Below are 13,720 nucleotides of genomic sequence, written 5' to 3'. Positions count from 1 at the left end.
CGCTACCTCCGGGTGCCGTCGAGCATCTTGAACTGGTAGAGCAGCCACAGCAGCGGATCCTCGATCCGATACGGCCGGATCCCGCTGCCGGACACTTCCTGGTGCTCGGGCATCGCCCCCAGCGCGGACAGCCCGAACAGGCCATACCGGGCGTAGTTCTGCTCTAGATAGCGGTCGACCTCGCCCGCCTGCCACTGGTGCAGCAGGCCGCGGATCTGCTCGTGCACGGCGTCCCGATCGTCCAGATCGAGCGTGCCGAGCGGATCGCGGGCGCGGTGCAGCGCGGAGTTCTGCTCCATCGTCGGCTGAAGCGCGTCGATCTTGCTGAGCGCGACGGCGGCCGGGATGGGCAGTCGTTTGCCGTCCCTGTCCCGGATCAGCTCGGTGATCCGGGGGATCACGTCCATCGCGCCGCTCATCAGGTCGTCGTCCAGCTTGCCGCCCTGGTCCCGGGCGGCGGGGTCCAGCGAGGCCCGCGCGCCGGGGAGTTCGAGCGGGTCGAGCAGGAAGATCACGGCGTCCGCCGAGCCGAGGTAGCGCAGGTGGAGTTCGCTCACGTCGCGCGAGCGCAGGTCCTCGCCGGCGGTGTCGAACAGGACGAGCGTCAGCGATTCTGTCCGCCGTCGCAGCCGTCCCGGGATGGTGCGGGTGAGCAGGTAGACGAGCGGATGGCGGACCTGCATGGCGGCCGACTGGGTGACTTCGAGGAGCTTCCGCTCGCCGTACAGCGGGCGGGCGAAGTCGGTCTTGTAGCGTTCGATCGTGCGGTCGTCGCAGGCCACCAGGGACGCGTCCAGTTCGGCGCCGACCCGGTTCATCAGCTCGTGGATCAGCACCGCGATGTAGGTGCTCTTGCCGGAGCCCTTCGCGCCGACCAGTGCGACGATCTTGCCCGGGTTGGCGCAGTATTCGGCCGACAGGCGGTTGTGACAGCTCGGGCAGACCCGCCAGCCGCTCTCCCGCGCGCACTTCGGGCAGGCGGCGCGGCGGCCGGGGCGGCGCACCGCGAACACCGGCGGCAGCGACTGGTTCAGCAGCGCGTCCAGTTCGGTGTCACAGCCGGGCATCTGCCCGGATTTGCCCATGCAGCGGAAGGCGATCCGCTTCCGGGCGATCTTGGTAAAGCAGTAAGGGCATCTGATCATGATTTATCCGGACTTCAGGGTGCGGACGGGGGGATCCAGCAGCGCGACCGCGCCTTCGGCGAAACAGCGCAGCCAGTACGGCCCCCGCTGCCGGGGCAGCGGCGCCGTCAACTGGGCGGGCGCGTCCACCTGCGCCCACTCCCGCAGCACCACCCCGTCCTCGGCCGAGTACGGCTGCACCTGCCCCGCCTTGACCACCAGCACCAGCCGGTCGACCCGGACCGGCCGGTCGGCGGTGAGCTCCACCACCAGGTGCCGGTTCCGGAACGAACCGGCCTTGCGCAGCTGGTAGCGGGCCACCGTGACGGCGGCCAGCGCGACGGTGACGCCCGGCCCGCGCACCCGCCGCCCATGCGTCACCACGGTCGGCGCGACCTCCACCGTGACCGCCCGGTCCTCCGGCGCGTCCAGCCGGATGCCGCCCTGCGACCGGTACGCCGCCGCGTTCACCACCACGGTCCTGCCGTCCCAGCGCACCTCCACCTCGGTCAGGTCCGGCGACCAGTCGAGCCCGACCAGGATCGCCCCGCCCCGCCGCCGCGCGGTGACCCGCCGCAGCGCGGCCAGGTGCACGTGCTCCCGGTGCGCCCCGACGGTCGCGCCGTCCCCGGCCACCGTCACCGCCAGCAGCACACCGGACAGCCGGTCCCGCGCGATCACATACCCGCCGTCGGCAGGCACCGCAGCCAGCGGCCGTCCAGCCGCGCGCACCTCGTCGGCCGGCACGGTCGCCCCGTACGGCCAGGGCGGCGCGTCGGCCAGCGCGAAGAACTCCGCCACCCCGGCGGCCGGCGGCGCACACCGGATCAGCAGCCGGTCGCCGTACGGTTCCACCGTGAAGTCGGCGATCGGTTCCGGCCTGGCCTGCGGGGTGACGGTCCGGCGCAGGCCGGGCGTGGTGACGTCGCCGCCGGGGGTCCGGTAGACGGCGGACACCACGTACTCGTGCCCGGCGCCGTTGCGTACCGCGTGGTCGCGGAAGCCCGCGCCGGACACCGGCACCGGGGAACCGTCCCGGGTGACGACCACCCTGGTCGCCTCCGGCGGGCGCGACCAGGCACCGACGACCACGCCGTCCCCGCCGGTCAGCCGCAGGTCGCGCGGCTCAGGCCGGTGCAGCACGGGCGCGGCGGGGACGGGCGCGGTGGCCGCGTGCTTGCGCCGGGCCGACACCGCGTAGACGACCGGCACGTTGACGGGCGGGCCGGCGTCCTCGACGCCGGGGCGGTCGGCCTCGGCGAAAGGGACGCCGTCCCGGTGCACGTCGTAGCTGATCTCGCCGCTCCGGGACCTGGACGGGGTCCAGGTGACCACGACGGTCTCGCCGCGCAGCCGGGCGCGGACCTCGGTGGGCGGATGCGGGGGCAGCCCGTCCTGCAGATCCTCGGCGCCGGGCAGGTCGGGCACCCGGCGCAGGGCGTCCGCCAGCAGGGCCCAGGCCTGGTCAGGGTCGCGTTCGGCGCGGGCGCGGTCGAGCAGCTTGACCGCGCCGTCCAGCCGGACCCGGATCTCGGTGGCCAGCTCGGCGGCCTCGCCGGTCAGGGCTTCGGCGGGGAGCGCGGCGGCGAAGTCGGCGGCGGTCTGGATCTCGCCGGCGTCGACCAGTTCGCGCAGCCGCGCCGTCGGGCCGCCGAAGGTGCCGGTCTCGTGGCGGATGGCGAAGATGAGGCGTTTCGCCTCGCCGGGGTCCAGGGCCAGGTCCTCGGTGGCGTGCCGGAGCAGCGTCTCGTCGTTCGGGTGCTCGCGGACGCGTTCGCGCAGCCGGGCGACCACGTCGTACAGCAGCAGGGAGGCAGGGTCGGCGGTGGCCCGGACCGCCGAGCAGACCGTGTCCGCGCTGGCCGTCCTCGGGCCCCGGGATTTGCGCTGCTCCTCCTGCTCGCGCGCGGTGACCTGGTCGAGCACGCCGGGGATGGCCCCCAGCACCCGGACCTTTTTGCCGTTGAAGACGAACATCGCCAGGTGGGCTGCGCCGAGCGTGTCGAGCGCGTCCCGCACCCTGGCGTAGGCCGGGTACGGCGGCGTCTGCGGCAGCGCGTCGGGTTCGCGCACCTCGACGCCGAGGCCGGCGGCGATCTCGGTGGCCCGGGGGCCTTCGACGCCGACCGACTTGGCGATGCCCGCCACCAGGTCGGGCGGCAGCAGGCGGAGCCGCCCGGCCGCGTCGTCCAGGCGGCGGCGCAGGTCGTCCAGGCGGCGCTGGTCGCGCTGCCCGGCCTCGGCGATCTCGGCGCGCAGCCCGGCCAGGTCGCCGTCCGCGGCCGCCTGGAAGATGGCCGCGTACTTCTCGGTGTGCTCCAGCTCCAGCACGTCGATGAGCTTGCGGAACTTGAGCAGCTGCCGGGAGCGCCGCCAGCACTGCCGTACCTGCCGGACCGTCTCGGTCACCTCGGCGGCGGCCAGCGGCTCCCTGAGCTGGTAGCGGCGGCGCAGGTCCGCCGGCGGGGTGCCGCCGGCGGCCCTGGCCGGGTCGAGCACGTCGCGGAGGTAGGCCGCCTCGTCGAAGGCCATCGGGTCAGCTCACCTGGATCCTGGCGAGCGAGGCGCGGGACGAGACGACCTCCTCCTCGGACATGCCGCCGATCTGGATGTCCAGGTCGAGCTGCTGGCCGGTCTCGTTCTCGCGGGCGGTGACGTGCAGCAGGCCGGAGGTGTCCAGCGCGAAGGTGACCTCGATCGGGAACCCGGCCGGCTTGCCCGGCGGGATGCGCAGGTCGCCCTCGCCGATCTTGTTGTTGTCCGCGACCTCCGCCGACTCCTTGGCTCCGGCCTGCTCCATCACCTGGATCGCGACCCGCGTTTGGTTGTCGTCCAGGGTGGAGAAGCCCCGCGTGATCGCGGCCGGCAGGGTGTCGTTGGCGTGCACCAGGTGGGCGACCGAGTCGATCCGGGTGCGCCCGTCGGTGGTGACGATGCCGAAGGCGCGGGAGGCGACCGTCCTGATGGTGCGGGCGGCGATCTCCTCCTGCTGGTCGTGGGTCAGGCCGGCGCCGAGCGCCATCTGTTCCGCCACGGTGCGCTGGCCCGCGCTGAGCAGCCGCCGGTAGGTCTCCTCGAACGCGTACAGCGCGGCGCCCTTGGCGACGGCCAGGTCAGGGTCCTGGAGTTTCGGGGTTAGCCCGAACTTCTTGGCCAGCGCCTCGGCCACGGCCGGCATCTTCGACGAGCCGCCCACCAGCACCAGGTGGTCCAGGTGCGCGACGCCCTTGGCGCGGGCCGTCTCGATGGTCCTGTCGGTGATCGACACCGTCTTGTCGAGCAGGTGGCGGGTGACCGACTCCAGCTCCTCGCGGGTCAGCTCGGCCGTGGTGACCCGGCCCTCGTGCATCACCCTGATCCCGTGCTTGACCCGGGCGGACAGCATCTTCTTGGCGTCCTCGGCGATCCGGCGCAGGTCCTGCTCGGTCTGCCGGTTGTCCAGCGGGTCGCTGACGTCGGGGTGCTCGGCCACGAACCGCTGGACCAGGTGCTCCATCACGGCGGAGTCCCAGTCGGTGCCGCCGAGTTCGTGGTCGCCGTCGGTGCAGATCACCTCGATGCTGCCGCCGCGGAGCGCGATGACGGTGGTGTCGAAGGTGCCGCCGCCCAGGTCGTAGACCAGGATGTGGCAGTCCTGGGCCGGGTTGAGCACGCCGTAGGTGATGGCCGCGGCGGTCGGCTCGGAGATGATGTCGATCACGTTGAGCCCGGCGATCTGGCCGGCCTTGCGGGTGGCGTCGCGCTCGGCCGCGCCGAAGTAGGCGGGCACGGTGATCACCACGTCGGAGACCTTGACGCCGCTGTCCTGCTCGGCGTCCTCGGCCAGTTTGCGCAGGATCAGCGCGGAGATCTCCTCCGGCGTGTACTCGCGGCCGTGCAGCGAGCGGGGGGTGCCGTGGCCCATCTCCCGCTTGATCAGGGTGACCACGTTGTCCGGGAAGAGCACGGCGTTGTCCTTGGCCGCCTGCCCGACGATCACGTTGTCCGGCGTCTCGAAGAAGACCGCCGACGGGGTGGTGTCGGAGCCCTCCTGGTTGCGGTACACCTCGGCGCGGCCGACCTGGCCGATGCTGGCGATGCACGAGTAGGTGGTGCCCAGGTCGATTCCGTGAACGGTCACTAGGGCACCCTCTTTCTTGCGGGCACGATTACGGTGCTCGTTGTCATGCGTCCTCCCTCTGCTGGGTCTCCGGCGGCGCGGCGGGGCGGCCCACCGTCACCTCGGCCTTGCGCAGGACCCGCTCGCCCAGCCGGAAGCCGTCCGCGAGGACGGTCACCACCTGGCCGTCGGGGCCATCCTCGGTGCCCGCCGGGCGGTGGCGGGCCTGGTCGTACGGGTCTCCTGGGGCGGTCTCCAGGAGTTCCGCGCCGGTTCTGGCCAGGATCTCGGCCACCTCGTCGGCGACCGCCGCGAGCAGCGCGCCGACGTGCTGGCCGTCTCCGGGTGCGGTACGGAGCCGGGCGGCTTCGCGGTTGGCCATGTCGTAGAGGCGGTAGAGCCCGGCGCGTACCGGGGTGAGGGCCTCCTGGAGCAGGCCGTGGCGCAGGTCGCGGTTGTCGGCGTGCAGCCGGTCGATGATCTCTTCGCGGTGGGTGGCGCGGTCGTGGTCGCGCTTGATCTCGGCGGTGAGCCGGGCCAGGGCCTCGTGCACCGAGTCCAGCGTTTCCGGTGGGTCCTGGGTTTCGAGGCTGGGTTGTTCGATCACTTCTTCGGTCATTTTCCGGTCCTGGGCGGGAGATTAGGGGTGGGTGAGGTGCTGGCCGGTGGCTTCGGCCAGGGCTTTGCCGTACACCAGGCTGAGCTGTTCCGCGTCGACGTATCCGGCGGTCGCGATGGAACGCAGTTCTGGGTCGTAGGCGAATGTCGGGCGGAAATTCGGGGCCTGGTCGGGGATGCCGAGATAGATCCGGTCGAAATGCCGGGTCAGCGGGACCAGGTCGGACATGGTGTCGCTGATTTCGCCGTCGGTGATGGCGACCAGAACACGTTTCGCGCAGGTGGTGCCGGCGCGTTGGTGGGCGCGGTCCAGTTCTTTGAGTGCGGGTGCGAAATAGGTGTATTCGCCGTCTTCGGGGTAATTTTCGCCCTCGCTGGTGTTGGCGAGCGCGGAGGCTTTGGTGGGAGGCAACGAGATCGTCGCCGTGTGGGCGAAGCGGACGGCCGTGAGCACGTCGCCGGGCTGGAGTTCCCTGGTCATGAAGTCCTTCAGCAGCGTCAGCGCCTCGTCCCTGGCGTCGACGCTGTTCCGCATCGAGCCGGAGAAGTCGCCGGCCACGTCCAGGCAGACCGCGCCCTGGGTGACCCGGGCGCCGGTGAGGGTGGTCTCCTGGAGGGAGGGGTTGTTCGCTTTTCCGGTGTAGAACCAGATCGCGATGGCGGCCGGAATGGCGAGAACGATCAGTCCGCCGATGGCCAGCCGGGACACGCCGCCGCCGACCGGCGGTTTCGGGCCGGAGCCGGTCGGGCCGGGTAACCGGCCGGGCGAATGTCCGGAGCCGCCCAGGCGAGGGAAATCACCTGACATTGAGGGCCTCCCGTGGATCGTTCCAGCGAGAAATCAGAATAAGGGGGGTGTTGGGAGTGTTTCGAGATGTTGTGGTGAATTGTGATGATGCAGAGTTGTTCCGATGAATCGCAGCGCAAAAGACATGCCGATATCGCGATTTAACTGGAAATGTCGGCCGATGGGCGGATTATCGCCTTGACTCCCTTTGGTTTAGGTCACCTTCACCTTAACCTGGGAGAGGTGTTTGGGTCAACATGACCCTTAGGGATTGTTATGGGCGGGGCGGTGGGCGGTCCAGGCCGCCGTTGGCGAGGAGGTCGGCGACGAACTCGGCCGCGTTGCGGGCCGCCAGCTCCTCGGCGTCGTCGTTCTTGGCCATGCCCCAGTTGCTGATCGCCTTCACCACGATCCAGTCGACCTTGCCCTTGCCGGCGGCGGCGTACACCCCCGACCCCTCCATCTCGCCGCCGTACGCGTCGGGCTCGGCGGCGGCCATCCGGGTCCGCAGCTCCGCGGAGTCCAGCAGGGTGTTCATGGACAGCATCGGGCCGAAGTGCACCCCCGGGACGCCCTCCTCCAGCCGGGCGTGGTGGCAGCGGTCGAGCAGGGTCACCGACGGCGTGACCCGATCTCCGCGCATGATCTCGGCGGGCTCGCCCCACCGGTAGTCGACGACCTTCTTGTGGTCCATCACCCGCAGCTGCGTGCACACCAGCACGTCCCCCAGCCGATGATCCCGCTCACGCAGCCCGTAGCAGACCCCGACCAGCAGGAGATAGTCCGGTTTCAGCTGGTCGATGAGTGACTGCGCGGTCAGGGTGGCCGCGCCAGGCTCGATCGACCCCGGCCGGCTCTGCGCCAGCATGACCCTGGCTCCCTTCACCACCCCGAGGTCGAAAGCGGTGTGATAGCCCAGATGGCGCCGGCTGGCCGGCACTCCGGTGAGCCCGGCGACCGCCGCCATGACGGCGTTGCGCTCCGCGGGCGTGACCACCAGCAACAGGACCGTGGACGTGCTCAGCACGGTGTCGATGTCCTTCCGGAAGTCGGTGAGCCGCTCCTTGCGGGCCGCGGCGGCCCGGCGCAGGGTGACCCCCGCCAGCAGCAGCCCGGTGAGCCCGAGCAGGCCGTCGGCCCAGCCGCCGACCCAGGTCTGGGTGGTGGCGGGGACGATGCCCGGGGGGCTCTGGAACGCGAGCCGGTAGGTGAACCAGAGCACCGCCCTGCCGAACGTGGCCGGTCGCCCGGCGCAGTCGCCCACGGGTTCGCACGCCTCGCGCTCGCCTTCGTACACCCCCAGCGCCTGGACCACCAGCAGGAGCGCCGTCGCGACGAGGTAGAGGGCGAGGCCGCCGCCCGTCTCGATGAGCTTCGGGCGGCGGATCCGGCTGCGCGAACTCCTGGTCAGGAACGTGATCCCGGCCTCCGGGGGGCCGGTGGACGCGGCGATGATCGCCGCCTCGGTGCCGGCGCCGGTGGCCCCGCTGAGCACGCAGACCAGCGGTTCCACGATCTCGACCCGGGCCGCGACCGCGCCGAGGTTCTCGGTGGACCGGTCGACCCGGATGGTCATGAGCCGGTGCAGCCGATCCGCGACCGCCGCGAGCAGGGCCGGGGCCCGTCCCGCGTCCGCGCAGTGGCACAGCGGCATTGTCCAGTGGACGAAACTCACGGAGTCTTTCGCCTCGTCGCCGGTCCGCCGCGTCAGGATGTGGCGGAGCCAGCCCAGCGTCAGCAGGCAGACGGTGAGGGTCATCAGCGCGCCCGCGTACAGCATGGCGGCCAGCGCGAGCAGGATGCCGAGCACGGGAGACCAGGCCAGCCCGACGACCAGCCCGCTGAGCATGACCAGCGTGGCCGGGCCCAGGAACATCGCGAACTCCCACTGGCGGTCGACCGCGCGGAGCCAGCCCCGGGGGCGATGGCCGCGCATGTCGTCCTGGGGTGGTTCCAGCAGGGCGAACGTGTGGGGGTCCTGCCAGACCAGGCGGCCTTCCCGGTCGGCCGCGTACAGGACCACGGCCAGTGGCGCCCTCGCGCGGAACACGCCGACTCCGCGTGGCCGTACCGTGCCGATGGCTTGGCGGCCGCGTTCCGCGCGTCGGACGCGGCGCGCGGCCTCCCTGGCGGCCAGGAACGAGAGCCGTGATCGGTCGCCGTCGGGAAGCACGCATATACCTTGCACCGTGGTGGTGTCTTATGGGCGGCTTAAGCGAAGATTAACGCGAACCGCAGGTCATTGACCCCCCGTCATCATGAACCGTACGCTCCGGCTAACTCTTAGGAAACTTTCCTATTAGTACGGGAATTGGCCCTATCTGATCTGGAGCAACCCTTGCGTCGAATGACATTCGGGTCCTTGATCGCTGCGGCGGCGCTGCTGGTGCCGCTGGGGATCGGGACGGCTTCCGCTGCCACTCCGGCCACCGCCACCTTCGCGGTCACCTCGAACTGGGGCTCCGGCTTCGAGGGCAAGGTGACGGTCCGGGCGGGTGACTCCGCGCTGGCGAGCTGGCGCGTCGAGTTCGACCTGCCGGCCGGCACCGCCATCAGCTCGGCCTGGGACGCCGACATGACGAAGACCGGCAACCACTACACGTTCGTGAACAAGGGCTGGAACGGCGCGGTCCCGGCGGGCGGGCAGGCCGCGTTCGGCCTGATCGGCGCGCCCGGCGGGCTGTCGGCCGTACAGAACTGCACCCTCAACGGCGCGGCCTGCGCCGGCGGCACGAACCCGTCGCCGTCACCCAGCCCCACACCGACGGCCTCACCTTCCCCGTCGCCCTCGCCCAGCCCGACGCCGACTCCGACGCCGACCGTGCAGCCCGGCCGCAAGGTCATCGGCTACTTCACCAACTGGGGCGTCTACGGACGCAACTACCACGTGAAGAACCTGGAGACGAGCGGCTCCGCGAACAAGCTCACCCACATCCTGTACGCCTTCGGCAACGTCACCAACGGCCAGTGCTCGCTCTCCGACACCTACTCCGACTACGACAAGTTCTACGCGGCGGGCGACTCGGTGAACGGCGTCGCCGACACCTGGGACACCGGCGCGCTGCGCGGTAACTTCGGCCAGCTGCGGCGGCTCAAGGCGATGCACCCCGGCCTGAAGGTGATCTTCTCCTTCGGTGGCTGGACCTACTCCGGCGGCTTCACCCAGGCCGCCGCCAACCCGACCGCGTTCGCGAACTCCTGCTACAACGTGATCGAGGACCCGCGCTGGGCGGACGTGTTCGACGGCATCGACATCGACTGGGAGTACCCGAACGCCTGCGGCCTCACCTGTGACGCCACCGGCTTCGCCTCCTTCAAGAACCTGATGCAGGCGCTCCGCACCCGGTTCGGCCCGAACAACCTGGTGACGGCCGCGATCACCGCCGACGGCACCAACGGCGGCAAGATCGACGCCGCCGACTACGCCGGCGCGGCCCAGCACGTCGACTTCTACATGCCGATGACCTACGACTACTTCGGCGCTTTCGCCCCGGCCGGGCCGACCGCGCCGCACTCGCCGCTGACCTCCTTCACCGGCATCCCGCAGCCGGGCTTCTACTCGGACGCGGCCATCCAGAAGCTCAAGTCCAAGGGCATCCCGTCCAACAAGCTGCTGCTCGGCATCGGCTTCTACGGCCGGGGCTGGACCGGCGTGACCCAGAGCGCTCCTGGCGGCACGGCCACGGGCGCCGCGCCCGGCACCTACGAGGCGGGCATCGAGGACTACAAGGTGCTCAAGACCAGGTGCCCGGCCACCGGCACCGTCGGCGGCACCGCGTACGGGTTCTGCAACGGCCAGTGGTGGTCCTACGACACCCCCGCCACGATCGCCGGGAAGATGAGCTACGCCAAGAACCAGGGCCTGGCGGGCGCGTTCTTCTGGGAGACCAGCGGGGACACCGCCAACGGCGAGCTGATCAGCGCCATCGCCAACGGCCTCAGCTAGCCAATTCCGGATCCTCAGGGCTGAATCACCCCACACCCCCCAGAGGATCGACGGCCCTCGCGTCTGAGGACGCGAGGGCCGTTCCCGCGTCGCTTAGGGTGGCGGGTATGGACGCGACGAGGACGATCGTGGAGACCGTCGGGCGGATGCGGCAGCGCCGCACGGGACCACTGGTCCTTGAGCTCGACCTGACCGAGGGCCTGGCCGACGCGCCGCCCGCCGATCCGCTGGGCGCGCTGCTGACCATGCGCAAGGCGCGGCTGGCCGACGTGCTGGCCGGGCTGCGCAGGGCGCGCAAGGATCCCCGGGTCAAGGCGCTGATCGTGCGGATCGGCGGCGGCCCGCTGGGCCTGGGCGTGGTGCAGGAGCTGCGCGGCGCGGTGGTGAAGCTGCGCGCCGCCGGGAAACTGACGGTGGCCTACGCGGAGACGTACGGGGAGTTCGGCGCGGGAACCGTCGCCTACTACCTGGCCAGCGCCTTCGAGCGGGTCTATCTGCAGCCGTCCGGCGACGTGGGGCTGACCGGGATCGCGCTGGAGCAGCGGTTCGTGAAGGACGCGCTGGCCAAGCTCAGCGTGGAGTACCAGATGGGGCAGCGGCACGAGTACAAGACCGCCGCCAACATGTTCACCCAGGACCATATGACCGAGGCGCACCGCGAGTCGGCGGCCAGGATCGCGGAGTCGGTGACCGAGCAGATCGTGGCCGGCATCGCGGACTCGCGCGGTCTGGCGCCGGCCCGGGTGCGCGAACTGATCGACCAGGGGCCTTTCATCGGCGCGGAAGCGGTGGACGCCGGTCTGGTCGATGACCTGAAATATCGTGACGAGGTCTACGCGGAGACCGTGCCGGAGGGCTCGCACCTTCTCTACGTGGCGCGTTACGCCAAGAACGCCCTGCCCCGCAAGATGCCGCACCCGAACGCGGACGTGATCGCCCTCGTCCAGGGCTCGGGGCCGATCCGGATGGGCCGCAGCGGCCGGTCCCCGCTCGGCGGCGGCAGCGCGATGGGCTCCGACACCATCGCCGCCGCGCTGCGCTCGGCCCGCCGCGACGACAAGGTCCGCTCGATCGTGTTCCGGGTGGACAGCCCCGGCGGGTCGTACGTGGCCTCAGACACGATCTGGCGCGAGGTCGTGCTGGCCCGCAAGGCCGGCAAATCGGTGATCGTCTCGATGGGCGACGTGGCCGCCTCCGGCGGCTACTTCGTGGCCATGGCCGCCGACGTGATCATGGCGCAGCCGGGCACGCTGACCGGCTCGATCGGCGTCTTCGGCGGCAAGCCGGTGCTGGGCGAACTGCTCAGCCGGATCGGCGTGGTCTCCGAGACGGTGACCGAGGGCGCCAACGCCGGGATGTTCTCCCTCACCCGGGGCTTCTCCGAGGCCCAGTGGGCGCGGGTCAACGCCTGGCTGGACCGGATCTACGACGACTTCGTCGGCAAGGTGGCGGAGGGCCGCGGCCTGGACCGCGACCGGGCGCACGAGCTGGCCCGCGGCCGGGTGTGGACCGGCGCGGACGCGCGGGAGAACGGCCTGGTGGACGAGCTCGGCGGCCTGGAGGACGCGCTGGCCCTGGCCCGCAAGAAGGCGGGCCTGCCGGTCGACGCGCCGGTGCGCTCCTATCCCCGGCTGAACCCGCTGGAGCGGCTGCGCCCGGCGGAGTCCAGCGAGGACAAGGCCGCCGCGCTGACCAGGATCAGGCTGGAGGCGTGGGGCCCGATGTCGGCGCTGGCCGCAGAACTCGGCCTGCCGGCCGCCGGCGGGCCGCTGATGCTGCCCGGCCAGTGGACGATTCGCTGATCATTCCTGGAAGGCGGCCAGCGGGATCGGCAGCCAGGTCGGCCGGTTCCGCGCCTCGTACACGACCTCGTACACGGCTTTGGAGAGCTTGAGGGCGTGCAGCAGCACGGCGTCCGCGCCGGTGATGCTGCCGCCCGCCTCGGTGTAGCCGGTCAGGAACGCGGACCGGTTGCGGGCCGCCCACTCCTGGGCCCGGGAGGCCAGCGAAGCCGCGTCCGGGTGGTCGGCCAGCAGGTGCCGGGCCGCGTACTCGATCGAGCGCAGCATGCCGGCCACGTCCCGCAGCGGCGAGTCCAGCGCCCGCCGCTCGGCCAGCGGCTGCCCCGGCTCCCCTTCGAAATCGAGGACCACCCAGTCGGCGGCCGTCCGCATGACCTGGCCCAGGTGGTAGTCGCCGTGCACCCGCTGCACGGCCACCGGCCGGTCGATGTCGGCCAGCTGGTCGTAGGCCGCGTGCGCGACATCCGCGTGCGGATACAGCTGCGGCACCTCCGCGATGGCCCGGTCGAGCCGGCGGCGGAACGTCTCGGTCATCCGCTTGACCTCGGGCGGCTCGATCACCGCCGTCGGGAACACCCGGGCCAGGTCCCGGTGCACCTGCGCGGTGGCCGCCCCCAGCCGGTGCGCCTCGGCCGCGAAGTCGCCGCCGGAGTCGGCCGCGGACAGGTCCCTGGGCTGCGCGTACAGGTCGCGGACGCTGGTCAGCGCCATCGCCCAGCCCTCGCTGGAGTTCGACAGGAACTCCTGCATGATCGCCAGCGTGGTCGGCTGCCCGTCCAGCGTGCTCTCGATCCACCCGTACGGCTTGGCCACATGCGAGGACCCGGCCGCCGCCAGCGCCGTGACGATCTCCAGCTCGGGGTTGACGCCGGGGATCAGCGCGCGGAACTGCTTGAGGATGTACCGGTCGCCGAAGACGATCGAGGTGTTGGACTGCTCGGCGGTCATCACCAGGCTGCGCGGCGTGGTGTCGATCTCGACGTCCTGGATCCGGTGGAAGGAGAGCGGGCCGATCTGGAGTTCCACGTCCATGCCGGCCAGCAGCCGTCCGGTCAGGCCCGAGTCGTGGGCGGCGTCGTAGGCGTAGCGCTCCCGGCCGCCCCACTCGGTGCGGCCGATCAGCACGTGCCTGAGCCGGTCGGGGAGTTCGTCGCGCAGCCCCAGCAGCAGCTGGTAGCGGGTGGCCCGGTCGCCCTGCCGTACCGAGACGACCAGGTGGGCGAGGATAGGGTCGTCGGCGGCGAGTTGCGTGCTCGACTCGATCGACAGGTCGTCGATCGGGCGGCCCTTACCGGCGAACCAGCGTTGATTGGCGATCCAGCCGGTAAGGAGCTCGGTCAGCAC

General features: G+C 71.3%; 9 protein-coding genes. 2 read left to right on the top strand and 7 right to left on the bottom strand.

Annotation, left to right across the window (positions count from 1 at the left end):
* Positions 1–2 precede the first annotated feature (2 nt).
* The 6 genes from Acor_RS10360 to Acor_RS10335 form a co-directional block, all read right to left on the bottom strand.
* A complete protein-coding gene (locus Acor_RS10360) occupies positions 3–1,145 on the bottom strand; it encodes a TRAFAC clade GTPase domain-containing protein (protein ID WP_155336359.1) in 1,143 nt (380 codons plus the stop codon).
* A 3-nt stretch (positions 1,146–1,148) separates the two neighbouring features.
* On the bottom strand, positions 1,149–3,656 hold the full coding sequence (locus tag Acor_RS10355; RefSeq protein WP_155336358.1) for a hypothetical protein: 2,508 nt from the start codon (positions 3,654–3,656) through the stop codon (positions 1,149–1,151).
* A gap of 4 nt (positions 3,657–3,660) precedes the next feature.
* Complete coding sequence (locus tag Acor_RS10350; protein ID WP_155336357.1) at positions 3,661–5,244, bottom strand: Hsp70 family protein; 1,584 nt, start codon at positions 5,242–5,244, stop codon at positions 3,661–3,663.
* 43 nt (positions 5,245–5,287) lie between these two features.
* Positions 5,288–5,842, bottom strand: coding sequence for a nucleotide exchange factor GrpE (grpE, locus tag Acor_RS10345; RefSeq protein WP_155336356.1), 555 nt, complete (start codon positions 5,840–5,842; stop codon positions 5,288–5,290).
* A gap of 21 nt (positions 5,843–5,863) precedes the next feature.
* Positions 5,864–6,649 carry a vWA domain-containing protein gene (locus Acor_RS10340; RefSeq protein ID WP_155336355.1) on the bottom strand — a complete coding sequence of 262 codons (786 nt, stop codon included), beginning with the start codon at positions 6,647–6,649 and terminating at the stop codon, positions 5,864–5,866.
* Between the two features lie 253 nt (positions 6,650–6,902).
* Positions 6,903–8,801, bottom strand: coding sequence for a 5'-methylthioadenosine/S-adenosylhomocysteine nucleosidase family protein (locus Acor_RS10335; RefSeq protein ID WP_155336354.1), 1,899 nt, complete (start codon positions 8,799–8,801; stop codon positions 6,903–6,905).
* Between the two features lie 189 nt (positions 8,802–8,990).
* On the opposite strand from Acor_RS10335, the gene Acor_RS10330 reads away from it, so the two are divergent.
* Positions 8,991–10,574 carry a glycosyl hydrolase family 18 protein gene (locus Acor_RS10330; protein WP_246238546.1) on the top strand — a complete coding sequence of 528 codons (1,584 nt, stop codon included), beginning with the start codon at positions 8,991–8,993 and terminating at the stop codon, positions 10,572–10,574.
* Positions 10,575–10,681: 107 nt separating this feature from the next.
* Entirely contained in the window at positions 10,682–12,376 is a 1,695-nt protein-coding gene (locus Acor_RS10325) for a S49 family peptidase (protein WP_155336353.1), read from the top strand.
* On the opposite strand, the gene Acor_RS10320 is transcribed toward Acor_RS10325, so the two are convergent.
* Positions 12,377–13,720, bottom strand: a complete 1,344-nt coding sequence (locus Acor_RS10320) for a maltokinase N-terminal cap-like domain-containing protein (protein ID WP_155336352.1) — start codon at positions 13,718–13,720, stop codon at positions 12,377–12,379.

This window comes from Acrocarpospora corrugata (assembly GCF_009687845.1).
GTDB classification, from domain to species: domain Bacteria; phylum Actinomycetota; class Actinomycetes; order Streptosporangiales; family Streptosporangiaceae; genus Acrocarpospora; species Acrocarpospora corrugata.
Note: the sequence above shows the minus strand (reverse complement) of the source record. Positions and strands in the feature narration are given on the sequence as shown.

What these genes read in the sequence shown, in the direction of transcription:
- Acor_RS10355 (WP_155336358.1), bottom strand. Translation starts at nt 3,656, where the DNA reads ATGGCCTTCGACGAGGCGGCCTACCTCCGCGACGTGCTCGACCCGGCC.
- Acor_RS10360 (WP_155336359.1), bottom strand. Translation starts at nt 1,145, where the DNA reads ATGATCAGATGCCCTTACTGCTTTACCAAGATCGCCCGGAAGCGGATC.
- Acor_RS10340 (WP_155336355.1), bottom strand. Translation starts at nt 6,649, where the DNA reads ATGTCAGGTGATTTCCCTCGCCTGGGCGGCTCCGGACATTCGCCCGGC.
- grpE (WP_155336356.1), bottom strand. Translation starts at nt 5,842, where the DNA reads ATGACCGAAGAAGTGATCGAACAACCCAGCCTCGAAACCCAGGACCCA.
- Acor_RS10325 (WP_155336353.1), top strand. Translation starts at nt 10,682, where the DNA reads ATGGACGCGACGAGGACGATCGTGGAGACCGTCGGGCGGATGCGGCAG.